Below are 24,667 nucleotides of genomic sequence, written 5' to 3' on the forward strand. Positions count from 1 at the left end.
GTTCCCGTCTAGGGAGATGTTTGACCCGCGCCACCTGGGGGGATGTCTGCTCGCGCAGGGCCAAACGTAGTTAGATAAAGTCGGTGCCTGTATGAAACCATTTGGTCGCCTTGGGGTTCTTAGTCGCCCCTTGTTTTTAGTTGCCGTCTTTATCGTGAGAACTTTGTGCCATGGGACCATATGGTAATCAATGGGTTTTTACGGGAACTGATGGGATCAAGGACTAATGCGATCCACACAACCAGTAGATTTTCTGCAAATTTTAGCTTCACTGGTGAGTGAGTCGAGCAGCACCACTAGATGTAGTGCTCAAATTTTTTGAAACTTTTTCCCACAATTTCCCATGAATTCGCGATTTTTAGGCGAATTCCCATGCGCATCCCATGAAATCCCATCCGAATCACCGCCTTTTGAGCCGATTTTGATTCGCAAAGCAAGTTATCCACAGGCAATACGCGAAAACCCGCGCGATATTGCTAACGCGCGGGTCTATAGGGTCTCAAAGCGGGCTGTTTAGGGCTTTAGCACCAGATGCGGCACACCGTCGGATCGCTTGCCGGTACTTATCCCGTGAGAGTCGACCGTCGCGTTGATCCTTTGACGGAACGACGAGAAGCTGTCGAACGTCACCACATCCACCGCCTCGTCCAGATGGAGGGTCATGCGGTAGCGTCCGCCCGTCACGGCAGATAGCGACAGGATGCGCCCCGAACAGGGTTGGTCCAGATAACGCCCGCGCACGAAGTCGCCCACAGCCCAAGGCGGACGGTGGTTGGAGAACGCGGAGGCGCGGGCTTGAAGTGTGTTCCAGTCGCGCAAACCCATTTGCTGGGCCAGAAGCTCCAGCGATTGGGAGTGAGAGACGGGAGTATTCAAAACAGCCATTTGCGTTCGTAAGCGCTTGGCTTGGGCCTTCAGGTCTTCGACCGAAGGTATTGGATCAGGAGTAGTCATTTGATCACCTTATACAAGATGACGCGGTTTCGGCTTGATGGAGCCCGCATTGCCATCACCCTGCGCGTCAGTTGCAGATGTGATCTTGGTCGGTACAGGATTTCACCAAAGGCCAAGCCTTGCGGGCGGCGGGCATCCTGCTGCCCTGCCGCTTCCTACGCCGCCCTGCCCGCTTTGGTCAAGCCATACCGCCTTTGACCAGCCCCTCGGCCAGCTTGGCGTAGGCCTGTGCCACGGGGCCGTCGCCTGCTGCAATCGGCGTGCCGCTGTCGCCAGACAGGCGCACGTCTATATCAAGGGGGATTTCACCAAGGAACGGCAGGCCCATCTTCTCGGCCTCGGCCCGCACGCCGCCATGACCGAAGATATGCGCCTCGGTCCCGCAGGTGGGACATATATACATAGACATGTTTTCCACGAGCCCCAGCACTGGGGTTTTGAGCGTGTTGAACATATCAATGGCCTTCTTCGCATCCAGCAGCGCGACATCCTGCGGGGTGGAGACGACGATAGCGCCGGTCAGCTCCGACTTGGTGCAGAGCGTTAGCTGCACGTCGCCGGTGCCGGGGGGAAGGTCGACGATGAGCACGTCCAGCTCGCCCCACTCCACTTGGCCCAGCATCTGCTGCAACGCGCCCATCAACATGGGGCCGCGCCAGACGATGGCTTTGTCCGGGTCCATCATTAGACCAATCGACATCATTGTGACGCCGTGGGCCTTCAGCGGGATGATGGTTTTACCGTCGGGGGACGCAGGGCGTTTGCTGACGCCCATCATGCGCGGCTGGGAGGGGCCGTATATGTCGGCATCCAGCAGGCCCACTTTGCGGCCCTGTTTGGCCAGTGCCACAGCGAGGTTTGACGACAAGGTGGATTTGCCCACGCCGCCCTTGCCCGATGCAATCGCCAGAATACGCGCCACGCCTTTGGGCTTTGTGGGGCCGGCTTGTGGTTCGGGGTGTTTGCCGACTTTCAATGCTGGGGGCTTCTTGTCGGAATGCGCGGTGAGCAAGACCGATGCGTTTTGGACCCCGTCCATACGTTCCACGATCTGTTGAGCCGCCGCGCGCAGAGGCTCCAAGTGTTTGGCCACCTCTGGGGCGGCTTCGATCACGAAACGCACGGTGCCGTTGTCGACCGCCAAAGCGCGGATCATGTCTTTGGCGACGACATCCTCGCCGTCCGGAAGCTTCAACACACGGAGGGCGTCAAGAATTGAGTCGCGGGTCACGGTCATGGAGGCTTCCTGTCTTCAATCAATTTCGTCCCTGCTTAAGTGAGCGCACAGACCCCGAAGGGCAACCCCGCATGCTAATCCGTCGCAACAGTTTTCGATCTGCACGTTCTTTGAGCAATTCGCCAAATACTATGGCAGCGCTAACAGGGCTTCACAAAAATGTCATAATTAAGCTGACGTAAGGTAATAAAAACAATGCGTTAAGCCATGCATTTGCTGCATAGCAGCATTGTAAATCTATCTCTTGTTGCAGCGCAGCATTTCCCTAAATTGAAGTCAACAGAGACGAGGGCGTCAGACCGCTGACAGAGAAACCCTCGGACGAAAGGAAAAGTAAAATGGCATACGCAACGAGCATCCGCACCGCACCGACCCTGATTGAACGTCTGGTCGCATTCAAAAACGATTTGGCCGAACGCCACGCGAAAAACCGCCTGTACCGCCAGACTCTGGATGAGCTGCAAGTGCTGAGCAATCGCGAACTGGCCGACCTTGGCATGAACCGCGCCAACTTGAAGTCGATCGCACATGAGGCGGCATACGGAAATTAAGTTTGCGGTCCCGGCTTTCCTCCTCCCTTAAGCCGGGTTCGCTTTAGTGGCGGCACCTTCCTCCTCCCTTAGGTGCCGCTACTAACCAGATCGGAGCAACTTCACCTCCTCCCGAGGTTGCCCGAAATACGGCGATGATCTTCCTCCTCCCTGATCGGAGCCGCACATAAGAACGGTGATGCACCTCCTCCCGCATCACCGTTTTTTTGTGTCTGCGGCGGTGGTCTTCGGAGGGCGTGGCCTTCTTCGCAGCCTTCTTCGCAGCCTAATTCGCTCGCCATTCACGAAAACATGGCCCACAAAGCGAGTGAACCGACCTTTCCGCTGGGCCAACCGCTTCAAGCTTATTCGCCATGACTTATGAACTTCTCACTGCGCTGATCGTTTTCGCCTTCGTCTCCTCGGCCACGCCGGGGCCGAACAACCTGATGCTGATGGCGTCAGGCGCGAATTTCGGCTTCCGGCGGAGTGTTCCCCATATGCTGGGAATCAGCGTTGGATTCATGCTGATGGTGTTTCTTGTCGGCATCGGGTTGGTGCAGGTGTTCGACCATTATCCGGTCAGCCATACGATTCTGAAGTTCGCCTCGGTCGCCTATATGTCTTGGCTTGCGTGGAAGATCGCCAACGCCGCGCCGCCAAAAGGGGGCGAGGCTGGGGGAACACCGATGACATTCCTTCAGGCCGCTGCGTTCCAGTGGGTGAATCCGAAAGCATGGGCGATGGCGTTGACGGCTGTCACTGTCTACGCCCCGACTCAGTCGGTGGCTGCGGTCGCCCTGGTTGCGGCAATCTTTGGCGCTGTCAACGCGCCGTCGGTGTCGGCATGGACGGTCATGGGGCAACAACTGCGCCGTATTTTGACAAACCCGATGCGTTTGCGCGTCTTCAACTGGGTGATGGCGGCCTTATTGATGGCGTCGCTCTATCCGCTGCTAAACCAAACTGCCGTCTAGAACGGTACATCACCGGCACTGTCAGCGGAGACGAGGAACTTGCCGACCACCTTCTTGTCGCCTGCTTTATCGAACGACACGTCGAGCTTGTCGCCCTCTACGGCCATGATCTCGCCATAGCCGAACTTCTGGTGGAACACCCGTTCGCCCACGGTGAAGGACGACACAGCTTGCGCGTCAATCACCATGTTCTTGCTTTCGCGGGGCTGGGACATGCCGCGACTGGCTTGTCGTTCTTGCAACCGTCGCCAGCCGGGGGAGTTGTAGACATTGGCCTTGGCCGCCGCCTCGTGCAGGTCACTGCCGCCCAGCGCATCCATCATATCGCCAACAGTGCTTGCCTGATGACCATAGAGACCGGGTGGCGTTAGGATTTCAACATGGCGTTCGGGCAGCTCGTCCACGAAGCGGGACGGCAAAGCACTTTGCCATTGCCCATAGACGCGGCGGTTGCCTGCGAAGGAAATTGTGCACAGCTCTTCTGCCCGCGTGATGCCGACATAGGCAAGGCGGCGCTCCTCCTCCAAGCCTTTGAGGCCGGATTCGTCCATGGAGCGTTGTGACGGGAACAACCCGTCCTCCCAGCCCGGCAGGAACACGGCGGGGAATTCCAAGCCTTTGGCCGCGTGCAAGGTCATGATCGAGACCTTCTCGGTCGCGTCTTCGCTGTCATTATCCATGACCAGCGCAATGTGTTCCAAGAAGCCTTGCAGGTTCTCGAACTGCTCCAACGCCTTGACCAGTTCCTTGAGGTTGTCGAGGCGACCGGGGGCTTCGGGGGTTTTGTCGTTTTGCCACATCTCGGTGTAGCCGGATTCCTCAAGCGCCATTTCGGCGATCTCGATATGGGACATGTCCCCGATCCGCGCAGCGGAACCCCAGCGGTCCAGCCCGTCGACCAGCTTGGCCAGCTCAACCGCACCTTTGCCGCCGAGGCCTTTGGCCTCCAGCAGCAAACGTGCGCCGTCGAGCAAGGACACGCCATTGCTGCGCGCCATGATCTGGATTTTCTGCACGGCTTTGTCGCCAAGGCCGCGCTTGGGGGTGTTCACGATCCGCTCGAAGGCGAGGTCGTCGGCGGGGCTGGTGATCAGCCGGAAATAGGCCATGGCATCGCGGATTTCCAAACGCTCGTAGAAGCGTGGGCCGCCGATGACGCGGTACGGCAGACCAATCGTCAGGAACCGGTCCTCGAAGCTGCGCATCTGGTGCGAGGCGCGCACGAGTATCGCCATTTGGTTGAGGCCGATGGGCTTCATTCCACGGGTGCCGCTTTGCATGGCCTCGATCTCGTCACCGATCCAGCGGGCCTCCTCCTCACCGTCCCAATGGCCGATCAGGCGGACCTTTTCGCCGCCCTTGGCTTCGGTAAACAGGGTCTTACCCAGCCGTCCCTTGTTGCCAGCGATGATACCGGAAGCGGCCCCAAGGATATGCTCGGTTGAGCGGTAGTTTTGTTCGAGTTTGACAATTTTCGCGCCTTCGAAGTCCTTTTCGAAGCGCAAAATGTTGCCCACCTCGGCCCCGCGCCAGCCGTAGATTGACTGGTCGTCGTCGCCCACACAGCAGATATTCTTGTGCGATGCGGCCAGCAAACGCAGCCACATGTATTGGGCGACGTTGGTATCCTGATATTCGTCCACCAAAATATAGCGGAACCAGCGTTGGTATTGATCAAGCACATCAGGGTGCTTTTGAAAGATCGTCACCATGTGCAGCAGCAAGTCGCCGAAATCGCAGGCGTTCAGCGTGCGCAGACGCTCCTGATACTGGGCGTAGATCTTGCCGCCCAGATTGTTGTAGGCCCCTGCCTCCGATGCGGGCAAAGCATCCGGCGTCCACGCACGGTTTTTCCAGCTGTCGATCAGTCCTGCCAGCATCCGTGCGGGCCAGCGTTTGTCATCGACGCCCTCAGCAACGATCAACTGCTTGAGCAACCTGATTTGATCGTCGGTATCGAGGATGGTGAAGTTTGATTTCAATCCGACCAGTTCGGCATGGCGGCGCAATTGCTTCACGCAGATCGAGTGGAAAGTGCCGAGCCATGGCACGCCTTCTACCGCCTCGCCCAACAACGCGCCAACGCGGTTCTTCATCTCCCGCGCGGCTTTGTTGGTGAAGGTCACTGCCAGCACTTCGTTGGGTCGCGCACGGCCTGTTGTCAGCAGATGCGCGATGCGGGCTGTCAAAGCCTTGGTTTTGCCAGTGCCAGCGCCCGCAAGCATGAGGACGGGGCCGTCCAGCGTCTCGACCGCTTCGCGTTGTGCGGGGTTCAACCCATCCAGATATGGGGCCGCGCGCGCACCCATCGCAGCCCCCATCGCGCGTTGGGACAGGGGCAAGCTGGCGGCCTCGAAGGCGTCTTCGTCGTTAAAACTGCTCATGGCGCGCAAGATAGCGCGAACCCAACTATAGGGAAAGAGGTGTTCTTATTTCGTTCTGGGTTTTGTTGAAAGCACCTGTGACGGCTCAAGCTGCTTCGGGCTTAAAGTCCAAAGACGCGCCATTGATACAATGCAGCATTGCGCCCTCAATGATGAGCAAGTGCCCCAGGTGGCTGCCGCAACGGCGGCAATGAACCTCAGTAAATGCCGCGTCTTCGGCCATGGCCCCGTATTCCGGCACTGGTCCATCGATTGCGGTGAGAACGGAATCCGACTGTGAGTGTTCGAAGAAGACCCAGCCCTTGTCCAGGATCACCTTGAAGCTAGCGTCATAGTTGTGCAGATCGCAGCCTTTGCAGTGATACGTGCCAGCGCGTGTTTCCTCCCATAGCGGGCTGGATTTGCGCGCTTCGGTGAAGCCTTCGCGCATGATGGCGTAGCTCTGCTCCCCCAGTTGAGTGTACCATTCGTCGATGGTGCGTGTGACTTCGTACTTGAAGTCCGACGCGCTGCCTGCTGCGACGCTGGCCGATGCGGGTGAGCTTGCCACAGTGAGTGCCGCAGCACCGGTGCTGGCGAAAAAACCGCGGCGGGTGAGGTGATGGTCTGCGTGTTGTGTCATGGGGAAGCCTTTCGGGATTGTCAGCGGTACACGCGCCTTTAGGCGGCACCTCAGAATGAATTCGGGCGGGCCACGTTTCCGAAGCCCGCCCGAAATGGTCATCGCGTGATGCGGTGTTAGTTTCCGGCGGACGCTTCAATTTCGGCGGACATCTCTGCTGCGCTGTTGCTATCGCCGAACAGTTGGATGTTCTTGAGAATGCGTTGGCGAGTAACCGTGTCGGAATCAAAGAACGTCTGGCGTTCAGCAGCGCTCATATTCCCAAGCGCCAAACGCACACGAGCGGCTGTTGTGTCGCCCATCGAGGTTTCGCGAACGATGGTCTCGGCTGCTGAGGCGTTGCTCATTGCGAACAACTCGGCAGGAGATGTATCTGCGAAGGATGGGGCCGCGAGGGCCAAAGTGACAGCAGTCGTTGCTAAAAAGAGTTTCATGGTGTCGTCTCCGGTTTTTACTTAAAGTTTCGTCCAGAGTAACTCTGGACACGTGCGGCTCGCCTTTCCCGTTGTCAAACAGGGACTTGACGCTAATCCGTCCCGTCAAGGTTACCCGTTGGCCGCTGTTTCAGTAGCGCCAATCGTCCGGATTTTCTTGCAGGTCGTCCTAAATCACGGCCTCGTGTTTCAAATCGCACCAACGTGTGTAGCCTGTGATCGGCGTGTACTTGATCATAGGGCATGACCAAAATGACATTAGAATTCTGTGAGATGATACGTGTGCGCAGCACGGCCTATGTCGGAAAAAATGTCACGGCCCCCTGGAGCGTTTTCATTGAAGAAGCTCCAGCCTTGGCGCGGTTCCACCTTGTCCTAGCCGGAAGCACTTGGGTCAGCCTTGATGGCACCTCAGATGGGGTATTCCTGAAAGCCGGGGAAATGGTGATAGTCCCTCATGGAAAAGCGCATTTCTACTTTGATGAGCCAGGGCGAGGCATCACGATGGTGGGCCGGATCCCCTCGGAGAAGGCCCCCTACTTCCACCAACTCGACGAAAACAGCTCCTCCACAAATCTATTTTGCGGCTACTTCAACTTTTCCGATAGCACGGACCCGGCACTTCGCTCCAATCTCCCTGAAATGCTGGTTGTGCGCGCGGGCGAAGGTGCGCGGGCTCACAAAATCAACCTTTATGTCCAACTGATCAGCGCCGAAGTCGCGAAGAAGTCAAAACCATCACAGTCTATTCTCAACCGCCTCACAGAGATATTGTGCATTTATGCGATCCAAGATTGGCTGGAACAAGCGCCTTTGAACGGCGAGCCACCGGACGCCTTGATCAATCCCCGCATCAGACTAGTGATTGACGCCATTCACTCAAACCCAAGCAAACAATGGACGGTCAGTAGTCTGGCGCGCATTTCCGGCCAATCGCGCACGACGTTCGCAGCTGAATTCAAATCTGTCACCGGACAATCCCCGATCAGCTATGTTCGGAAGTGGCGTATCCAAGTTGCGTGCAAGATATTAGAGGAGACGAGCGTCTCGATCGACGAAGTCGCCTATAAAACCGGATATGCAGACACGAATGCTTTCAGCCGCGCATTCCGACAGCAAACTGGACGGCCTCCAGGCGCGTATAGACGGCAATAGAGCCGATCATCTTTGCTGCGTGCGCCAGTTCGGGTGAATCCACGGCTCGGAATTGTCTGCTGGAAGTGGATCACGGCTAAGGATGTGATCAGCGGCCTTCTCTCCCACCATGATCGACGGCGCGTTCAGATTGCCATTGGTGATCCGTGGGAAGATCGAGCTGTCTGCGAGGCGCAAACCGTCGACACCAATTACCCGACAGTCCGGATCGACCACCGCCATCGCGTCGTTACTGCGGCCCATGCGGGCGGTGCCGCAAGGGTGATACGCGCTTTCGGCATGCTCCGCGATGAAGGCGTCGATTTGCGCGTCTGACCGGACATCCTCACCGGGCTGGATTTCATGACGGGTGAACTCGGCGAATGCGTCTTGCCCGAAAATTTCGCGCGTCAGGCGGATGCAGGTGCGGAAATCCTCCCAGTCATCGGGATGGGACATGTAGTTGAATTCGATTTTCGGCGCGTCCGCCGGATCGGCAGAGCGCAGCGTCACTTGCCCGCGCGATTTGGACCGCATGGGGCCGACATGGGCCTGATAGCCATGACCCTCCGCCGCCGCCTGCCCGTCATAGCGCACGGCAATGGGCAGGAAGTGGAACTGGATGTCGGGATAGCGCACGCCCGCCTTGGAGCGAATAAAGCCGCCAGATTCGAACTGGTTGGAGGCCCCGAGGCCCAGCTTTGCCAACAGCCATTGTGTACCGACCCAGCCTTTGCCGGGAATGTTCCAGTAGCGATACAAGCTGACCGGCTTGGAGGCCGCCATTTGCAGGTAGATTTCCAGATGGTCTTGCAAGTTTTGCCCAACGCCCGGACGATCCGCGACGACTTCGATCCCGTGGTCACGCAAGTGTTGCGCGGGGCCGATACCGGACAACATGAGCAGTTTCGGGCTGTTGATGGATGACGCGGCAAGGATGACTTCTTTGCCTGCTGATATGATTTCCGTTTTGCCACCACGAAGGACCTCGACGCCCGTCGCGCGGCCGTCCTTGATGATCACTTTCTGGGCCAAGGCCTGAACAAGTGTGCAATTCTCACGCTTCAGGGCGGGTCGCAAATAGGCGTTCGCCGCCGACCAGCGCCGCCCGTTCTTGATCGTGGCATCGAACGGTCCGACGCCCTCTTGCTGCTTGCCGTTGTAGTCAGGCGTGACTTGGTATCCGGCCTGCTGCCCTGCCTCGATGAAAGCCTTGGTCAACGGGTTCTTGCCCGGACCGCGTGTCACATTCAACGGGCCTTCCCTGCCGCGCCAGTCGCGATCACCGCCGCGCCCGCCATCCGACCAGCTTTCCATACGTTTGTAGTAGGGCAGCACATGAGCGTAGGACCAACCGTCCGCCCCCTGCTCTGCCCAATGGTCGAAATCGCCCGCGTGACCGCGCACGTAAACCATTCCGTTGATTGAAGACGACCCGCCAACGACCTTGCCGCGTGGTGTTACCAGTTCGCGGTTATTCAGGTGCGGCTCGGGTTCGGAATGGTAGCCCCAATCATAGCGCGACATGTTCATCGGGTAGCTGAGCGCGCCTGGCATCTGAATGAACGGCCCCCAATCGGTGCCGCCATGCTCGATCACCAGCACGGACTTCCCTGCTTCCGCCAAACGGTAAGCCATGGCACAGCCCGCAGAGCCGGCGCCGACGATGACGTATTCGGCTTGCATTAGAACTGCGCCTCGACCGGAGTCATGGCGACGTAGACGGTTTTGACTTCCGTATAGTGATTGATTGCCTCTTTGGAGTTTTCCCGTCCAACGCCCGATGCCTTGGAGCCCCCGAACGGGGCCTCCACGGGTGCAAGATTGTAAGTATTGATGTAGCAGGTGCCCGCCTCGAACCCCGCAACCACGCGGTGTGCGCGGGTCAGGTCGTTAGTGAAAACGCCGGCTGCGAGACCGAACTCGGTGTCATTGGCACGCGCCATCACCTCCTCTTCGGTGTCAAAATCAAACACCGCCATAACGGGGCCGAAGATTTCTTCGCGCGCGATGGTCATATCGTCGGTGACATCTGCAAATACGGTTGGTTCGATGAAGAAGCCGTCACGTTCAGCCATCTTGCCACCCGCGACCAGAGTTGCGCCTTCATCTGTGCCTTTGTTGATGTATCCCAACACGATATTCATCTGGTCGGCGGACACCATGGGGCCGAAATTCGTGGCCTCGTCCAGCGGGTCCCCCATCACCGCCCCTTGCAGCCGTTCTTTGAGACGTTTCAGGAAAGCCGCCTTGATGTCCTTTTGAACGAACACGCGCGTGCCGTTGGAGCAGACCTGCCCTGACGAATAGAAGTTGCCGAGGATCGCGCCGGATACCGCGTTGTCGATGTCAGCATCCTCGAACACGATCAGGGGAGACTTGCCGCCCAATTCCATCGTGACATGCTTCATCCGTTCTGCGGCTGCGGCGTAGACTTTGCGGCCTGTCGGGACCGAGCCCGTCAGCGACACCTTGGCGACCCGCGGGTCAGTGACCAGCGACGCCCCGACGGCTCCGCGACCTTGGACGACGTTATAGACGCCAGCTGGCAAGCCCGCTTCGTGCAGGATTTCGGCGACTTTCAAGGCGCATAGCGGGGTCGTCTCGGACGGTTTAAACACCATGGAGTTGCCGCAGGCCAGCGCAGGCGCACCCTTCCAACACGCGATTTGCGTGGGGTAGTTCCATGCTCCGATGCCCACGCACACGCCCAAGGGTTCGCGGATGGTGTAGACCCAGTCTTGACCCAATTGGATATGCTCCCCCGTCAAGGTTGCGGCCAGACCGCCGAAATATTCCAGCGCATCCGCACCGGAGGTTGCATCAGCGACCAGCGTTTCTTGCAGAGGTTTGCCCGTATCGAGGGTTTCCAGAATAGACAGCTCGCAGTTGCGGTCGCGGATGATGTCGGCGGCGCGGCGCAGGATGCGGCCCCGTTCGGTACCGGTCATTGCGGCCCAGATTTTCTGACCTGCATGCGCGGCACTCAGCGCTTGGTCGATGATCGCGGGCGTCGCCTCGTGCAGGGTTGCGATTACCTTCCCCGTTGCGGGATAGATGCATTCGATTGGCGCACCTTCGGCGTCTTCGACATAAGCGCCGTTGATGAAGTGGCTGGAAGTGGGTTGTGCGTTTTGCATGGGGTCAGGCTCCTGCAGAGTTATCTTTAAAACGGGTTTATTCGCCCCGAGGAAAGCGCTGGCTTTCCTCGAGAATGTTGAGGTCCATGTGGTTGCGCATGTACCGCTCGGACGCTTTTTGCAGGGGTTGGTAGTCCCAAGGATAGTAGCCGCCTTTGCGCAACGCTTCGTAGACCACCCAGCGGCCCGCTTGGCTGTGGCGCACGGCGGCGTCATAGGCATCCAGATCCCAGCGGGCCTCGGCCTTGGCTTGCAGGGACGCGAGCGTGCCAGCATGTGCGGGGTCGGCGGCAAGGTCCGTCAACTCGTGCGGGTCCGCCTCAAGGTCGAATAACTGGTCGGGGTCCAGAGCGCAGCGGTTGTATTTCCATTTGCCGTATCTCAACGACACTAGCGGCGCGTAGCTGGCCTCGGCGGCATATTCCATCGCGACGGGTTCGTCGCGGCGCTCTCCTTTGCCCAAAGGGGCTATGGATTGGCCGTCGGTCCAAGGCATGACCTCGGACATATCCACGCCCGCGAGGTCACAAAGGGTTGGGCAGAAGTCGATATTCGAGACGGGCGCTGTCACCAGGCCCGCCTTCATTTCCGGCGAGGACACCATGAACGGCACGCGCGACGAGCCTTCATAGAAGCTCATCTTGAACCACAACCCACGCTCTCCCAGCATATCGCCATGGTCCGAGACGAACAGGATTGTCGCCTCCTGACGTGTGGCTTCCAGCGCCTCCATCACCTCGCCGATTTTGTCGTCGAGATAGGAGATGTTGGCAAAATGCGCACGGCGGGCGCGACGAATGTGGTCTTCTGTGATGTTGAAGTTATCGCGATCATTGGCGTCGAGGATGCGCTTGGAATGGGCGTCCTGTTCCTCGTAGGGGATCGGACCGACGTCGGGCATCAGATGCTCGCAATCTTCGTAGAGGTCCCAGTATTTCTTGCGGGCCACGTAAGGGTCATGCGGGTGGGTGAAGCTGGCCATCAGGCACCAAGGGCGCGCATCCTTACCGCGCGCCAGATCGTAAATTTTGCGCGTCGCATGGTAGGCAACCTCGTCATCGTATTCCATCTGGTTGGAAATTTCCGCAACACCAGCCCCTGTGACCGAGCCCATGTTGTGATACCACCACTCTATCCGCTCACCCGGTTTGCGGTAGTCCGGCGTCCAGCCGAAATCAGCGGGATAGATGTCGGTGGTCAGGCGTTCTTCGAACCCGTGCAACTGGTCGGGGCCAACAAAGTGCATCTTGCCCGACAGGCAGGTTTGATAGCCTGCACGGCGCAGGTGGTGCGCGAATGTTGGAATGGCCGAGGAGAACTCCGCCGCGTTGTCATAGACCCCTGTGCGTGATGGCAATTGGCCAGACATAAAGCTTGCCCGCCCCGGCGCGCACAAAGGCGATGCTGTATAGGCGTTTTTGAAACGGGTGGACTTGGCGGCCAGCTTCTTGAGGTTTGGCGCATGCAGCCAATCGGCAGGGCCGTCGGGAAAGAATGTACCGTTAAGTTGATCAACCATGAGGATCAGGAAATTGGGCTGGTTCATTGATCGTCCTCAAGATGGGGGGCGGTGAACGCAAGGATCGTGGCGGCGGGATCGCGGGAGATCGGCGCGCCAAGGGCCGCGCGAATATAGAGCCCGTCGATCAGCGCCGCGATGGCGTCAGCAAGCTCTTCCGGTTTGCGGGAAATCGGGCGCAGGGCATGGATCAGGTTGGAGCGCAGACGGCGCTGGTACACCCGCAAAAGGCGCATCGCATCTGGGCTGCTATGGGCTTTGACGTAGAAGTTCAGCCAAGCACTGATGACTTCGGGGTCGAAACAGGACCGCGCGAAGCTCGCCTCGACCAGCGCCTTGAGCCGATCGCGCGGCGTATTGGCCAAACTCAGACGGCTATGCACTTCAACAGCAAAGCCCGCAAGGATATGGCGCATGGCGGCAAGAAATATCTGGTCCTTGTTGCCGAAGTAATGATGCGCCAAAGCCGACGACATTCCCGCCCGCTTCGAGATTGCGCTGACAGTTACGTCAAGCGATCCTGCCGCCCCGATTTCGGCAATCGCGGCGGTGACAAGAGCCTCGCGACGTATAGGTTCCATTCCAAGCTTGGGCATACATCCACGCTTGCTGGTTTTTTATTGACTCGTCAATCAATAAAAACTTCGCAGATCAGGACTAGACCTTCGTCGCCGGAACAGGCGGCGTGGTTGCACGCTTCAGCATGGCCTCTCGCCAAGTTATGAAACTGACCGCGGCAAGGATGATAAGCCCGCCAAAGATTACCCAGCCGTCAATTGCCTCATCGAACACCAGCGCCCCGAGCAAAACCGCCCAGAACAGCTGTAAGAATGTCACCGGTTGCGTCACCGTTACCGGAGCGGCCTGAAACGCCAATGTCATCGAGTAATGTCCGGCAGTGGCAAAGCAGGCCAGCAGGAACATCCAGCCCAACTGCTCCAATGTAGGGGTTACCCAGACCATCGCGGCCAACGGGGCCAAGCCGATGGTTACAGTGATCGAAAGCATACCGACGACGACGGCAGGGCTGACCTCGTCGGCCATAACCTTGGCCGTCAGGTAGGAGCCCGCAAACATCACCGCGGTGATGAGCATTGCGAAGTGGCCGGGAGACAGCTCCCGAAACCCCGGACGCAGGATGACCATGGCGCCCACGAGCGCTGCGACGACCGCGAGTATCCGGCGCAAGGCCAGCTTTTCACCCAAGAAAAACGCAGCACCAATGGTGACATAGACCGGTGCCAAGTAGTTCATCGCGGTCACCTCGGCGATGGAGATTTGTGTCATGGCGTAAAACCACAATGTCACGCCAAGCGTGTGCACCACCCCGCGAAAGCCGAACAGTTTCAATGCACGCGGGGTCAGTTTCGCTCTGCGGATCGGGCCAATCATCGGGATCAGGAAGACCAGCCCTAGAAGGTATCGCAGGAATGCGGCCTCGGCCGCAGGAAGCTCGGAGCCCACGTATTTCACGATCGCCGTCACCGCCACGAACATCACGCCCGTGACCAGCATCCAGATAACGCCCGCAACGGGCCTGTTTTGAGTTTGTGCCATTGCGCCACCTGAAACCCGTGCGCAGGTGAGCGCAAGCCCTATCCGTTGAAGATCAGGCTGATCGCAATCGCCCACATGGTGGCCCCAACCAGCCCGTCGAGAACCCGCCACGCCTTGGGACGGGCGAAGAGCGGTGCAAGCAGGCGTGCCCCGAAGCCCAGCAAAATAAAGAACACGAAGGACCCGACTATTGCCCCTGCCCCGAACACCGTGCGCTGCTCGCCGTATTGCGCAGCAATGGAGCCGAGCAGGATCACCGTATCAAGATAAACATGCGGGTTGAGCCATGTCAGCGCCAACAAGGTTGCGGCCACCTTGCGCCAGTCGCTGCGGGCGCGGCCCTCTACGTTGAGGGCCTCTGTGCTGGTGAGAGCGGACCGGAACGCCATCGCGCCGTAGGCCAGCAAAAACAGGGCCCCGCCATATCGCATGATCGGGCCAAGCCACGGCATTTGCGCATTCAGGACGCCGAAGCTGGTCACCCCGATGGCAATGAGCAGCGCGTCCGACGTTGCACAGATGAAGACACACAAGGCGACATGTTCGCGCCGCAAGCCTTGGCGCAGCACAAACGCGTTTTGTGCACCTATTGCCATGATCAGCGAAAAGCTAAGGAGGAAACCGGAGAAAAAGATGCTCATATTCAAGACCTTGCGAAGGGACTGTGCGCTCTGCCTAGCGGCAACCCGAAAAAGAAACTAGCTAATCTTCCTAAACAATGATTAGAATTTCTAATGCACGACTATAATCAACTTGAAGCCTTATGTGCCGTCATCAGAACTGGCAGCTTTGACGCCGCCGCTGCGCAATTGGGTGTGACGCAATCTGCGGTTTCGCAACGCATTAAGCTGCTGGAGGAACGGGTCGGCACCGTTCTGGTAAAGCGCGGACAGCCGTGCACAGGGACAAATGCGGGCAGGCAGCTGGCGACCCACACCGATCAGGTGCGGCTTATGGAAAAAGCGCTGGAGTTCGGATTGCCGTCCTCCGAGTCGCGGACCCCGCTGCGCATCGCGGTTAACGCCGACAGCCTTGCAACATGGTTGCTGCCGGCCTTGGCGGAGCATGACGACTACCTTTTCGACTTGATCGTCGATGACCAAGATCACAGCGCGGACTGGTTGCGCGCGGGCGAGGTCGCGGCGGCAGTCACCGGCCATCCTGGCCCCGTGCAAGGTTGCGACAGCCATGCCCTTGGTGCGATGCGCTATTTTGCGACGGCTTCGCCGGATTATATGGCCCGCCACATGCCCGACGGCCCGACCCCTGAGGCTTTGGAGCGCGCACCGGCGATGACCTTCAATGACAAGGACCGACTTCAATCAGATTGGGCGAACATCATCGCCGGACGCACGGTAATCTTGCCAAAACACCGTCTTGCCTCGTCGCACGGGTTTGTCGTTGCCGCCTGTCTGGGCTTGGGCTGGGGGATGAACCCCGATAGTCTGAGCCGCTCTCAACTCGACGCTGGAACGCTGGTCGAGGTTGCACCGAACGCACCTATGGACGTCCCGCTCTTCTGGCAGGTATCCCGATTGACGGCCGAGCCGTTGCGCCAGTTGAGCCGCTCTGTGATGCGGCACGCACGGCAAGCGCTGATCCAATCCTGACCCACGAAAAAGGGCGCAACCATTGGCCACGCCCCAATCAATAATCGTGCCGCGCCGCAGGCGCGTCCGTTAGGTCAGAGCTGCGACATGACCTCGTCACTGGCCTCGAAATTGGCAGTGACGTTCTGGATGTCGTCATCATCCTCCAACGCGTCGATCAGCTTCATCAGCTTGGTCATGCCTTCCAGATCCAGCTCGGTGGTGGTGGTCGGCTGCCAGATCAGCTTGGTCGAGTCACTCTCGCCCAACTCGGCCTCCAGCGCCGTGGATACCGTGTTCAGATCCGTGTCCGCACAGATAATCACGTGACCGTCTTCGGAAGAATCTACATCCTCGGCACCAGCCTCGATCGCGGCCATCATAACTGTATCTGCGTCACCCACGGAGGCCGGATAGATCACCTGCCCCTTGCGGTCGAACATAAAGCCCACGGAGCCCGTCTCGCCCAGATTTCCACCGTTCTTAGTAAAGGTCGAGCGCACCGTCGACGCGGTGCGGTTTTTGTTATCTGTCATCGTCTCGACAATGACGGCCACGCCACCGGGGCCGTAGCCCTCGTAGCGGATTTCGTCATAGTTTTCAGCGTCGCCGCCTTGCGACTTCTTGATCGCGCGGTCGATCACGTCCTTGGGAACAGATTGCGACTTGGCCTCTTTTACCGCCAGACGCAGGCGCGGGTTCTTGTCGGGGTCGGGATCGCCCATCTTGGCTGCCACGGTAATTTCCTTGGCGAGTTTCGAGAACAGCTTCGAGCGCAACTTATCCTGACGCCCTTTGCGGTGCTGGATGTTTGCCCATTTTGAGTGGCCGGCCATGGGTCTCTCCCCTTACATGCGGTATCGGGCTGCTTTTATGCAAGCGGCTTGCAATCTGCAAGATGTCGCCGTCCATTCCCGCTTCCGGCCCGCGTGAAAGGCCGATAACATGGTCCTATGACACAGGATCAAATTACGCTTTTCGCCCTTTTCGGACTTGTTTTCGCGCTGCTTCTCTGGGGCCGCTGGCGTTATGACGTGATTGCGTTCTCTGCCCTTATGGCGGGCGTCGTGCTTGGTGTCGTCGAGACCAAGAACGCCTTCGACGGGTTCGGCCATCCGGCGACACTGGTGGTCGCGCTGGTGCTGGTCGTCTCGGCTGGCTTGGTGCGATCCGGCGCGGTCTTCCTGATCACTCGTACCTTGGTAGATAGCGCCCGCTCGCTCGGCGCACATATTGCGCTGATGGGGCTTATCGGAGGAGTGCTCTCAGCCTTTATGAACAACGTGGCGGCCTTGGCCTTGCTGATGCCCGTGGACATACAAACCGCACGCAAAGCAGGGCGCGGCCCGGGGCTGTCTTTGATGCCACTGTCTTTTGCCACGATCCTTGGCGGCATGGCGACACTGATCGGCACCCCGCCCAATATCATTATCGCCTCTATCCGCGAGGACATGTTGGGGGAGCCGTTCAAGATGTTCGATTTCGCCCCTGTGGGCAGCGTGACGGCGATTGCCGGCCTGATTTTCGTCGCGCTGATCGGTTGGCGGTTAATCCCGCAGGGCGACGACGAGGGGCGTCGCGGCAACCCGATGGACGACTACGCGGCGTATATTGCGGAACTGACCGTGCCCGAGGACTCGAAACTGATCGGCAAGCGACTGGGCGAATTGCTCGAAGACGCGGAGAAAGCGGACGTCGCGATCCTTGGCCTCGTGCGCGACGGGAAGCGGCGTTACGGCACTGCGCAAAACGCGGGCCTGCGGGCTGGCGACGCGTTGGTGCTGGAAGCCACCCCCGACGCGCTGGACGAATTCCGCTCGGCCCTGTCGCTGGACTTCGCCGACGCCAAGCGCGAGGAACATCTGCGCGCGGATGGCGACGGTCTGAAAGTCATCGAGGTTGTCGTCACAGAACAAAGTCGCATCAACGGCAAGACCGCGCAAAGCATTGGGTTGGCATGGCGGCAACGCTCTGTCCTGCTGGGCATTTCGCGCCGCGGTAAAAACATCAAAAAAGAGGTTCGCAAAACGGTGGTGGAGACCGGCGATATCCTCCTTGTTCTCGTTCCGCAGGACAACGCCAATGACGTCACCGAGTGGCTTGGATGCCTGCCACTTGCCGCTCGCGGACTGGCAGTGACCGAAGACAAAAAGACGTGGTTGGCAATTGGACTTTTCGCGGCAGCAGTCGCCGCCGCATCAGTCGGAATTATCTACCTGCCAGTGGCTTTGGGTATCGTTGTGGTGGCCTATGTTCTGGCGCGCATCGTGCCTTTATCTGAGCTTTACACCCATATCGAATGGCCCGTCGTGGTGCTGCTTGGGTCAATGATCCCGTTGGGCGCGGCGTTGGAAAGTTCCGGCGGGACGGAGCTTATCGCCGGGGCGCTTGTCAACCTGACCGAAGGAATGCCTGCATGGGCCGTTCTGACGATCTTGATGGTGGTGACGATGACCCTGTCGGACGTATTGAATAACACTGCCACCGCAATCGTGGCCGCCCCCATCGGGATCACCATGGCGCAGACGATGGGCGTTAATCCCGACCCCTTCCTGATGGCCGTAGCCGTGGCCGCATCTTGTGCGTTCCTGACCCCGATCGGCCATAAGAACAACACGTTGATCCTAGGTCCGGGTGGCTATAGCTTCGGGGATTACTGGCGCATGGGGCTACCATTGGAGATACTGGTGGTCGCGGTGTCGATTCCCGCAATCCTGACATTTTGGCCGCTGTAAAGTCGCGAGCGGCGCTTTAGAAGCCAGCGCTGCTCTCAAAACGGTAAGACTGACCAATCGCGTCTGTAACTGTAACGACGGCCAAAGGTCTGAACGGCACGACCGTCTCGTCAATGATCGTCGGGCCTATCACTTCTTGCAGAACGACCCGTCCGGGCAACGTGCCAGCCGCCAACACCACTTCGTAGGTGTAGGGGTATGGGCATTCTGCGAGCGTTCCCGTCCAGCCATTGGCACGACCGGCAGCGCCTGCGGCCCCCAGACATTGCGTGGTGTCATCCATGCCGACCAGCACCGCATCTGCTTCCAGCGCAACCAGCACGGGCCGCGTTTGACGTTCGGGCTGCGGGGCTGGAGTCTCGAAAGGTTGGCCGCGATCAAAGAACATATCGCGCAGGAATTCGCACCCGGACACGGAGAACGCCATGACGGCAATCAGACTACAGGTTGTGGCGCGCATAGGTCCTCCGCAAGAGTTACTTATCCACAGCTTACACTGCTCTCCGTGGGCATGGAATGCCGAAAGCTGGTGTTGGGCAAAATGAGTGGTTCAGAGCGGCCAGATCATCGGGATCACAAATGATGCCAGCAGCCCGATTGACAGGTTAAGCGGAATACCCACCCGCATGAAATCTGTGAACCGGTACCCGCCGGGGCCATAAACCAGCATGTTGGTCTGGTACCCAATCGGCGTGGCAAAACTTGCCGATGCCGCAACCATAACTGCCACAACCAGTGGCCGTGCATCCAGCCCCATCGCAGCGGCCAGCCCGATTGCGATGGGCGTCACGACCACGGCGACGGCGTTGTTGGACACCAGCTCGGTGAGCACAGACGTGAGAAGGTAAATCCCCCACACCACAAAGAACGGCGGCAGGTTCATCATCCAAGGTGCGAGCGCCTCCACGATCAGAGAAACCGCGCCTGAGGCCTCGAGAGCTGCGCCAATGGCGAGCATAGAAAAGATCAACGCCAGCAGACGCCCATCCACATGGGAAAAAGCTTCATCCGCGTCGATGCAGCGTGTCAGCAGGACGATGGCGACCGCGAGGATGGACAACAGGAAGATCGGGGCAACGCCGAAACCTGCCAGCGCCACCAGCGCCAGTAACGCCACAATGGCAATCGGAGCGTGAGAACGGCGGAACGCGCGGGCGGACGGGTGAGAGACGTCGACCAGCTCCATATCATTTGCAAGCCGCGAGATGTCTTCCTGCGCGCCCTCAAGAAGCAGGGTGTCCCCGACCCTGACGATCAGATCATCCAGCTGGCGCCCGATGTTCTGGTTCCTGCGATGCACGGCCAGCGGATACACTCCGTAGCGGCGGCGCAGACGCATGGAGCCGAGCGACCGGCCGACCATTTTACAACCCGGAGTGATCAGCACCTCGACAGTCGAGGTTTCGACTGCGGACAGCTGGTCCACGCGCTTCAGTTCTTTGTTGTTTTGCAGGGACAGCAGCTCCGTCATTTCTGTGCGCAAAACCACGCGGTCACCCGTTTGCAGGGTCACGTCTTTCAGATTGCGGCGCAAAGAGGTGTCCCCGCGCACAACGTCGACCAGCCGCACACCCTCACGCTTGAACAGCTGGACATCCAGAACTTCGCGCCCGAGCAGGTTGCTCTCTGGTGGGATGGCGGCCTCGGTGAAGAACTTCATCTTGGAGCGATCAGAAAGCATCATCGCCATGCTGTCACGGTCGGGCAAGAGCCGTGGGGCGATAAAGCGCAGATAGAACATCCCCCATGCCACCAGCACGATGCCAAGGGGTGTCACTTCGAAAATCGTGAACGCGGCAAGACCGTTCGCCCGCGCCACACCGTCCACAAGCAGGTTGGTCGATGTCCCGATAAGCGTGAGCGTGCCGCCCAAGATGGCGGCATAGGACAAAGGGATCAGCAATTTGGACGCGGAGACCCCGAGGGTGCGCGACAGTTGCACAAAAACTGGGATCATCACGACCACAACAGGCGTGTTTGATACAATCGCAGAGGAGATCACCACAAAGGCAAACATCCCCGCCAGGGCGAAGGCAGGTCGCTTTGCGGCGTTCCGGTCCGCGATCCGTGTGAACCAGTCGAGCGCCCCTGTCCGCACCAGCGACCCCATGATAATAAACATCGCTGCGATGGTCCATGGCGCGGGGTTGGACAGGACTGATAGGGCCGCTTGATACGGCAGCACACCCGTCGCAAGCAGGACGGACGCTCCACCGATGGCGACAACTTCCGTCGGATATGTTTCGCGCACGAACAGTGCAAACATGCCGACGACGACCAGCAAGGCCAGAACGGCACGTGCATTTTGGGACAAATCTAGAAGTTCCATCAGGACTCCGTTGGTTCAATATCCAAGGGTGGGCGTGGTTGAACCAGCGCCAGCCCAACGAGGAGTATAGCGAAGGCAGCCCAGACCCAAAGCGAATACCGCTCGCCCAAGAGCCACATGGCCCAAACAACACCGAAAGCCGTTACCAGATAGCTGACCTGCACCGCAAAAACAGGGCCCGCGCGCCCGACAAGCCAAACATAGGACGAATAGACTCCCGCATGGATCACTGCCGACCCGATCAGCGCCCACTCTGCCACGCCATAGGGGCGGCCAAACGGGTTGATGAACTGCCCTTGCAACACGGCCAATGGCCCCGAGATAAGCGCTGCAATCGCGCTTGCGCCGAACAGAAGCTGCAACGGGTCCAGCCCCGCAATGCCCCAACGGGCGACGTAATTGCCCTCCATCGCGTAGAACAGCGGCGCGATAAGGGCGATGGGGATGTAGACGACCATTGCGCGGTCGGGCAAACTTGCCTCGGGCAAGACGATCAACAACACGCCACAAAGGCCCAGCGCCAAGCCCGTCAGCCGAGACCACGCGAAGTTTTCATTTCCCAACAAAACCGCGACCGGAAAAGCCATCATTGGCACTAGAGACAGCAAAATCGAAACCAAGCCTGACGGCAAGTAAACCAGCGCAGTGTATGACGCGGCACCGGGCAGCACGGTACCGACCAAGGCAATCACCAAGCACGCCCAAAGCTGCGCCCTGTTCAAGCGCAGCGGTTTGCCGCGTAGCAGGCACAGCAGCCCCAAAATCGCGCCGGAGATTACGGCTTGCCAGAATACCAAACCAAACAGGCGATACCCGCCTTCCACGGCGAGCTTGCCCAGCGGTTGCGTGAGCCCCCAGCCCGCCCCCAGGACGATCAACGCCCCAAAGAGGCTGTTACGCTCGTTCATCAGAGTTGCGTGCTCACGCGGGGCCGGCTTGTGCCAGTCGCCCGCCTTGGCGCACCATCTCAATACGGGTTGCTGCACCGGTACGATCATCGGTTTCCACGTAAAGGCCGGAGAGCGTCGCCTCCTCCATTGCAGGTGTAAACCGCCCCTTCACCATACCGGTCACGAAGCGTCGCATGGGCTCGGCCTTATCCATTCCGATCACCGACCGATAATCACCACACATTCCGGCATCCGACAGATAGGCACAGCCTTCCGGCAGGATCATGGCGTCAGCGGTCGGCACATGGGTATGCGTTCCGACGCAGACACTGGCCCGACCGTCGCACCAATGGCCCATAGCCATTTTCTCGGACGTGGCTTCGCAGTGAACATCCACCAGAGACGCCTGAACCATGCCGCCGCGCGGGTGGGTTTTGAGAACTTGCTCCAGCTTCCCGAAAGGATCCTCGAACGGGCGCTTCATAAACACCTGACCCAGCACCTGCGTCACCAGAATTTTGCGGCCCCGACCGGCTTCGAATATGCCATGCCCGCGCCCCGGGGCATCTTTGGCGAAATTGATCGGGCGAATGATACGCGGCTCTTTTTCGATGAACTGCAACATATCGCGCTGGTCAAAGGCGTGGTCGCCCAAGGTCAGACAGTCTGCACCTGCGTCGAGCAAAATCTTCGCATGGGCCGCAGTCAGCCCAGCGCCGGAACTGGCGTTCTCGCCGTTGACCACGACAAAATCCAACGCCCAATCCGCCCGTAATTTGGGCAAACGATCCACGATAGCTGCGCGCCCGGCGCGCCCCATCACATCCCCGAGAAACAAAATTTTCATGCGAGAGACCTAGGGCCATTGCCTGAGAGGTGCAACACACCCTCGTCCGTCACGATAGCGTCCAGCGGTTGGTCAGTCGGCTCCAGCGGAATGTCTACGGCTTTCTGAGCCGCGAACGCGTAGCCGATGGCGAAAACCTTGCCGCGGGCCCGCAGCCCTTCAAGGGTCCGGTCGTAAAACCCGCCACCATAACCCAGCCGACCACCGTCTTGGCTAAATGCGACGAGTGGAACAATCAGAACTTGCGGCACGACGACTTCCGCCGTGGCCGGAATGAAGGTGCCAAACCCGCCGTCTTTCATGGCACAACCGGGCTCCCAGCGGTGAAATTCCAGCGGATGACCTTTGGACTTGATTACAGGTACGCAAACCGGCCCCCACGCAGCCATTGCCGCCATAACGGGAACAGGGTCCACTTCGGTGCGGATCGGCAAATAGCCGGACAGCGCGCTGCCCTTGTGGGGCAAAACTGTCTCCAGAAGGTTGGTTATCGCAGCGGCGTCGCGCTCCGGCGATTTTGCCGCACTGCGGCGTGCGAAGGCGGCTTTGCGTGCGGCGGCTTTGGCTTGGCTTAGATCATCCATAGCCGTGTTGTTGCCTGACGCTGCCCTCTTGGCAAGTCCCTGTCGACACGCCTATCGTGCTGCCATGAACCTTTTAAGATTAGATCACCTCGCCCTCGCCGCTGAAACTCTGGATGTGGGCCGCATGCATGTCGAAGAGGCGCTTGGCGTTGACCTAGCGACGCGCGGCGAGCATCCGCAGATGGGAACGCATAACCATCTGCTCTCGCTGGGGCCGGAGATCTATTTCGAGGCGATTGCCATCAATCCGGATGCCGAAGCGCCGAACCGACCACGGTGGTTTAACCTCGATAACTTCCAAGGCCCGCCGCGTCTGACAAACTGGATATTGGCCACCGACGACCTTGATGCGGCCTTGGCCGCGCTTCCAGACGGGTTCGGGCAGCCAATCTCGCTGCAACGTGGGGATTTTCGCTGGTCCATGGCTGTTCCAGACGACGGCATCTTGCCGTGGGGTGGTTGGGGACCTGCACTGATCCAATGGCATGGCGATATGCATCCGGCACCATTGTTGCCCGATCAGGGTATCCGGTTGGGTGGTTTTGTAATGCATCATCCAGACGCTTTGGAGATGGCAGAAACTCTCGCCCCGCTTTTGCCGCGCGATACTGTGCTGTTTCAAACGGCGGAGTCACCAAGCCTTTCTGCCAGTTTCGACACGCCACAGGGACGGCGCGTTTTGACATGACCTTGATCCGCACGGCGCGGCCGGAGGATGCCAAGGGTATATTGTCCGTTCTCAATCCGATCATTGCTGAAACCACGATTACGTTCTCCCCCACCCAAGTGACGGAAGCCGAATTATGCGCCGCGTTGGCGGACCATCAACGGCGGGGTGATCCTTATCTTGTGGCGGACATGGATGGGGTTATCGCCGGTTATGCGAAATACGGCCCGTTTCGCGCGGGCGACGGGTATGCGCGCACAGCCGAGCTCACGATTCACCTCTCCCCGACTGCGCGCGGGCATGGACTTGGGCGACGCCTGTTCAACGCATTGCACGAGCACGCAGGTAACGCGGGCATTCACAGCCTGATCGCAGGCATCTCGGCTGAGAACGCGCCGGCGATCGCATTTCATGGCAGGTTGGGGTTTGCGCAGGTGGGGCTGATCCCTCAGGCGGGCTACAAATTCGGGCGGTTCATCGACCTTGTGCTGATGCAGAAATTTGTCTGACAAGCTGAACCGAATAGTTTAGCCTATTG

Annotated in this window: 24 protein-coding genes; 7 read left to right on the forward strand and 17 right to left on the reverse strand. The window is 59.0% G+C overall.

What is annotated here, in order from left to right:
* Positions 1 to 513 precede the first annotated feature (513 nt).
* Together BUB72_RS17905 and BUB72_RS17910 are read right to left on the reverse strand one after the other, a co-directional pair.
* Positions 514 to 954: a glyoxalase superfamily protein gene (locus tag BUB72_RS17905; RefSeq protein ID WP_073146248.1), complete on the reverse strand. Its 441-nt coding sequence runs from the start codon at positions 952 to 954 to the stop codon at positions 514 to 516.
* A gap of 178 nt (positions 955 to 1,132) precedes the next feature.
* Positions 1,133 to 2,191: an Mrp/NBP35 family ATP-binding protein gene (locus BUB72_RS17910; RefSeq protein WP_073146250.1), complete on the reverse strand. Its 1,059-nt coding sequence runs from the start codon at positions 2,189 to 2,191 to the stop codon at positions 1,133 to 1,135.
* A 338-nt stretch (positions 2,192 to 2,529) separates the two neighbouring features.
* Between BUB72_RS17910 and BUB72_RS17915 the strand changes: the two genes are divergently transcribed.
* Together BUB72_RS17915 and BUB72_RS17920 are read left to right on the forward strand one after the other, a co-directional pair.
* Positions 2,530 to 2,742 carry a DUF1127 domain-containing protein gene (locus BUB72_RS17915; protein WP_073146252.1) on the forward strand — a complete coding sequence of 71 codons (213 nt, stop codon included), beginning with the start codon at positions 2,530 to 2,532 and terminating at the stop codon, positions 2,740 to 2,742.
* Between the two features lie 353 nt (positions 2,743 to 3,095).
* Positions 3,096 to 3,698, forward strand: a complete 603-nt coding sequence (locus BUB72_RS17920; RefSeq protein WP_073146255.1) for a LysE family translocator — start codon at positions 3,096 to 3,098, stop codon at positions 3,696 to 3,698.
* Here the strand turns inward: BUB72_RS17920 and BUB72_RS17925 are convergent.
* The 3 genes from BUB72_RS17925 to BUB72_RS17935 all read right to left on the reverse strand — a co-directional run bounded on the left by BUB72_RS17925 (position 3,695) and on the right by BUB72_RS17935 (position 7,138).
* Positions 3,695 to 6,082, reverse strand: coding sequence for an ATP-dependent helicase (locus tag BUB72_RS17925; protein WP_073146257.1), 2,388 nt, complete (start codon positions 6,080 to 6,082; stop codon positions 3,695 to 3,697). The genes BUB72_RS17920 and BUB72_RS17925 overlap by 4 nt on opposite strands.
* 85 nt (positions 6,083 to 6,167) lie before the next feature.
* A complete protein-coding gene (locus BUB72_RS17930; RefSeq protein WP_175549204.1) occupies positions 6,168 to 6,704 on the reverse strand; it encodes a peptide-methionine (R)-S-oxide reductase in 537 nt (178 codons plus the stop codon).
* A 116-nt stretch (positions 6,705 to 6,820) separates the two neighbouring features.
* Positions 6,821 to 7,138, reverse strand: coding sequence for a hypothetical protein (locus tag BUB72_RS17935; RefSeq protein WP_073146260.1), 318 nt, complete (start codon positions 7,136 to 7,138; stop codon positions 6,821 to 6,823).
* A 252-nt stretch (positions 7,139 to 7,390) separates the two neighbouring features.
* Between BUB72_RS17935 and BUB72_RS17940 the strand changes: the two genes are divergently transcribed.
* Positions 7,391 to 8,293 (forward strand): AraC family transcriptional regulator, encoded by a 903-nt coding sequence (locus BUB72_RS17940; RefSeq protein ID WP_217653873.1) that lies wholly within the window; start codon positions 7,391 to 7,393, stop codon positions 8,291 to 8,293.
* 6 nt (positions 8,294 to 8,299) lie between these two features.
* On the opposite strand, the gene betA is transcribed toward BUB72_RS17940, so the two are convergent.
* The 6 genes from betA to BUB72_RS17970 all read right to left on the reverse strand — a co-directional run bounded on the left by betA (position 8,300) and on the right by BUB72_RS17970 (position 15,129).
* Positions 8,300 to 9,958, reverse strand: coding sequence for a choline dehydrogenase (gene betA, locus BUB72_RS17945; RefSeq protein ID WP_073146265.1), 1,659 nt, complete (start codon positions 9,956 to 9,958; stop codon positions 8,300 to 8,302).
* Positions 9,958 to 11,412 (reverse strand): betaine-aldehyde dehydrogenase, encoded by a 1,455-nt coding sequence (gene betB / locus BUB72_RS17950; RefSeq protein WP_073146267.1) that lies wholly within the window; start codon positions 11,410 to 11,412, stop codon positions 9,958 to 9,960. The genes betA and betB overlap by 1 nt, the downstream gene beginning before the upstream one ends.
* Positions 11,413 to 11,449: 37 nt before the next feature.
* Positions 11,450 to 12,958, reverse strand: a complete 1,509-nt coding sequence (betC, locus tag BUB72_RS17955; protein ID WP_073146269.1) for a choline-sulfatase — start codon at positions 12,956 to 12,958, stop codon at positions 11,450 to 11,452.
* Positions 12,955 to 13,527, reverse strand: a complete 573-nt coding sequence (gene betI / locus BUB72_RS17960) for a choline-binding transcriptional repressor BetI (RefSeq protein WP_073146271.1) — start codon at positions 13,525 to 13,527, stop codon at positions 12,955 to 12,957. The genes betC and betI overlap by 4 nt, the downstream gene beginning before the upstream one ends.
* Positions 13,528 to 13,588: 61 nt before the next feature.
* Complete coding sequence (locus BUB72_RS17965) at positions 13,589 to 14,488, reverse strand: DMT family transporter (protein WP_073146273.1); 900 nt, start codon at positions 14,486 to 14,488, stop codon at positions 13,589 to 13,591.
* Positions 14,489 to 14,526: 38 nt separating this feature from the next.
* A complete protein-coding gene (locus BUB72_RS17970) occupies positions 14,527 to 15,129 on the reverse strand; it encodes a LysE/ArgO family amino acid transporter (RefSeq protein WP_073146276.1) in 603 nt (200 codons plus the stop codon).
* A gap of 93 nt (positions 15,130 to 15,222) precedes the next feature.
* On the opposite strand from BUB72_RS17970, the gene BUB72_RS17975 reads away from it, so the two are divergent.
* Positions 15,223 to 16,098 (forward strand): LysR family transcriptional regulator ArgP, encoded by an 876-nt coding sequence (locus BUB72_RS17975; protein WP_073146278.1) that lies wholly within the window; start codon positions 15,223 to 15,225, stop codon positions 16,096 to 16,098.
* Positions 16,099 to 16,172: 74 nt separating this feature from the next.
* Here BUB72_RS17975 and BUB72_RS17980 read toward each other — a convergent pair whose 3' ends face one another.
* Positions 16,173 to 16,913 (reverse strand): YebC/PmpR family DNA-binding transcriptional regulator, encoded by a 741-nt coding sequence (locus BUB72_RS17980; RefSeq protein WP_073146280.1) that lies wholly within the window; start codon positions 16,911 to 16,913, stop codon positions 16,173 to 16,175.
* 117 nt (positions 16,914 to 17,030) lie between these two features.
* Here BUB72_RS17980 and BUB72_RS17985 point away from each other — a divergent pair, with 117 nt between their 5' ends.
* Positions 17,031 to 18,812, forward strand: coding sequence for an SLC13 family permease (locus BUB72_RS17985; RefSeq protein ID WP_073146282.1), 1,782 nt, complete (start codon positions 17,031 to 17,033; stop codon positions 18,810 to 18,812).
* Positions 18,813 to 18,828: 16 nt separating this feature from the next.
* On the opposite strand, the gene BUB72_RS17990 is transcribed toward BUB72_RS17985, so the two are convergent.
* The 5 genes from BUB72_RS17990 to BUB72_RS18010 all read right to left on the reverse strand — a co-directional run bounded on the left by BUB72_RS17990 (position 18,829) and on the right by BUB72_RS18010 (position 23,462).
* Entirely contained in the window at positions 18,829 to 19,272 is a 444-nt protein-coding gene (locus BUB72_RS17990; protein ID WP_073146285.1) for a hypothetical protein, read from the reverse strand.
* A gap of 90 nt (positions 19,273 to 19,362) precedes the next feature.
* Positions 19,363 to 21,141, reverse strand: coding sequence for an SLC13 family permease (locus BUB72_RS17995; protein WP_073146287.1), 1,779 nt, complete (start codon positions 21,139 to 21,141; stop codon positions 19,363 to 19,365).
* Positions 21,141 to 22,049, reverse strand: coding sequence for a DMT family transporter (locus BUB72_RS18000; RefSeq protein ID WP_073146289.1), 909 nt, complete (start codon positions 22,047 to 22,049; stop codon positions 21,141 to 21,143). Before BUB72_RS18000 ends, BUB72_RS17995 begins: the two co-directional genes overlap by 1 nt.
* Before the next feature lie 13 nt (positions 22,050 to 22,062).
* Positions 22,063 to 22,878: a TIGR00282 family metallophosphoesterase gene (locus BUB72_RS18005; protein WP_073146292.1), complete on the reverse strand. Its 816-nt coding sequence runs from the start codon at positions 22,876 to 22,878 to the stop codon at positions 22,063 to 22,065.
* On the reverse strand, positions 22,875 to 23,462 hold the full coding sequence (locus BUB72_RS18010) for a 5-formyltetrahydrofolate cyclo-ligase (protein ID WP_073146294.1): 588 nt from the start codon (positions 23,460 to 23,462) through the stop codon (positions 22,875 to 22,877). Before BUB72_RS18010 ends, BUB72_RS18005 begins: the two co-directional genes overlap by 4 nt.
* A 64-nt stretch (positions 23,463 to 23,526) precedes the next feature.
* Here BUB72_RS18010 and BUB72_RS18015 point away from each other — a divergent pair, with 64 nt between their 5' ends.
* Both BUB72_RS18015 and BUB72_RS18020 read left to right on the forward strand, forming a co-directional pair.
* Positions 23,527 to 24,150: a VOC family protein gene (locus tag BUB72_RS18015; RefSeq protein WP_073146296.1), complete on the forward strand. Its 624-nt coding sequence runs from the start codon at positions 23,527 to 23,529 to the stop codon at positions 24,148 to 24,150.
* Positions 24,147 to 24,638 (forward strand): GNAT family N-acetyltransferase, encoded by a 492-nt coding sequence (locus BUB72_RS18020; protein ID WP_073146299.1) that lies wholly within the window; start codon positions 24,147 to 24,149, stop codon positions 24,636 to 24,638. The genes BUB72_RS18015 and BUB72_RS18020 overlap by 4 nt, the downstream gene beginning before the upstream one ends.
* Positions 24,639 to 24,667: the final 29 nt, after the last annotated feature.

Origin of the sequence: Litoreibacter ascidiaceicola (assembly GCF_900129235.1) — a bacterium.
Lineage (GTDB): Bacteria > Pseudomonadota > Alphaproteobacteria > Rhodobacterales > Rhodobacteraceae > Litoreibacter > Litoreibacter ascidiaceicola.

Excerpts from the sequence above, each read along its gene's own strand:
- BUB72_RS17905 (WP_073146248.1), bottom strand. The coding sequence starts at position 954 with ATGACTACTCCTGATCCAATACCTTCGGTCGAAGACCTGAAGGCCCAA.
- BUB72_RS17910 (WP_073146250.1), bottom strand. The coding sequence starts at position 2,191 with ATGACCGTGACCCGCGACTCAATTCTTGACGCCCTCCGTGTGTTGAAG.
- BUB72_RS17915 (WP_073146252.1), top strand. The coding sequence starts at position 2,530 with ATGGCATACGCAACGAGCATCCGCACCGCACCGACCCTGATTGAACGT.
- BUB72_RS17920 (WP_073146255.1), top strand. The coding sequence starts at position 3,096 with ATGACTTATGAACTTCTCACTGCGCTGATCGTTTTCGCCTTCGTCTCC.
- BUB72_RS17925 (WP_073146257.1), bottom strand. The coding sequence starts at position 6,082 with ATGAGCAGTTTTAACGACGAAGACGCCTTCGAGGCCGCCAGCTTGCCC.
- BUB72_RS17930 (WP_175549204.1), bottom strand. The coding sequence starts at position 6,704 with ATGACACAACACGCAGACCATCACCTCACCCGCCGCGGTTTTTTCGCC.
- BUB72_RS17935 (WP_073146260.1), bottom strand. The coding sequence starts at position 7,138 with ATGAAACTCTTTTTAGCAACGACTGCTGTCACTTTGGCCCTCGCGGCC.
- BUB72_RS17940 (WP_217653873.1), top strand. The coding sequence starts at position 7,391 with ATGACATTAGAATTCTGTGAGATGATACGTGTGCGCAGCACGGCCTAT.
- betA (WP_073146265.1), bottom strand. The coding sequence starts at position 9,958 with ATGCAAGCCGAATACGTCATCGTCGGCGCCGGCTCTGCGGGCTGTGCC.
- betB (WP_073146267.1), bottom strand. The coding sequence starts at position 11,412 with ATGCAAAACGCACAACCCACTTCCAGCCACTTCATCAACGGCGCTTAT.
- betC (WP_073146269.1), bottom strand. The coding sequence starts at position 12,958 with ATGAACCAGCCCAATTTCCTGATCCTCATGGTTGATCAACTTAACGGT.
- betI (WP_073146271.1), bottom strand. The coding sequence starts at position 13,527 with ATGCCCAAGCTTGGAATGGAACCTATACGTCGCGAGGCTCTTGTCACC.
- BUB72_RS17965 (WP_073146273.1), bottom strand. The coding sequence starts at position 14,488 with ATGGCACAAACTCAAAACAGGCCCGTTGCGGGCGTTATCTGGATGCTG.
- BUB72_RS17970 (WP_073146276.1), bottom strand. The coding sequence starts at position 15,129 with ATGAGCATCTTTTTCTCCGGTTTCCTCCTTAGCTTTTCGCTGATCATG.
- BUB72_RS17975 (WP_073146278.1), top strand. The coding sequence starts at position 15,223 with ATGCACGACTATAATCAACTTGAAGCCTTATGTGCCGTCATCAGAACT.
- BUB72_RS17980 (WP_073146280.1), bottom strand. The coding sequence starts at position 16,913 with ATGGCCGGCCACTCAAAATGGGCAAACATCCAGCACCGCAAAGGGCGT.
- BUB72_RS17985 (WP_073146282.1), top strand. The coding sequence starts at position 17,031 with ATGACACAGGATCAAATTACGCTTTTCGCCCTTTTCGGACTTGTTTTC.
- BUB72_RS17990 (WP_073146285.1), bottom strand. The coding sequence starts at position 19,272 with ATGCGCGCCACAACCTGTAGTCTGATTGCCGTCATGGCGTTCTCCGTG.
- BUB72_RS17995 (WP_073146287.1), bottom strand. The coding sequence starts at position 21,141 with ATGGAACTTCTAGATTTGTCCCAAAATGCACGTGCCGTTCTGGCCTTG.
- BUB72_RS18000 (WP_073146289.1), bottom strand. The coding sequence starts at position 22,049 with ATGAACGAGCGTAACAGCCTCTTTGGGGCGTTGATCGTCCTGGGGGCG.
- BUB72_RS18005 (WP_073146292.1), bottom strand. The coding sequence starts at position 22,878 with ATGAAAATTTTGTTTCTCGGGGATGTGATGGGGCGCGCCGGGCGCGCA.
- BUB72_RS18010 (WP_073146294.1), bottom strand. The coding sequence starts at position 23,462 with ATGGATGATCTAAGCCAAGCCAAAGCCGCCGCACGCAAAGCCGCCTTC.
- BUB72_RS18015 (WP_073146296.1), top strand. The coding sequence starts at position 23,527 with ATGAACCTTTTAAGATTAGATCACCTCGCCCTCGCCGCTGAAACTCTG.
- BUB72_RS18020 (WP_073146299.1), top strand. The coding sequence starts at position 24,147 with ATGACCTTGATCCGCACGGCGCGGCCGGAGGATGCCAAGGGTATATTG.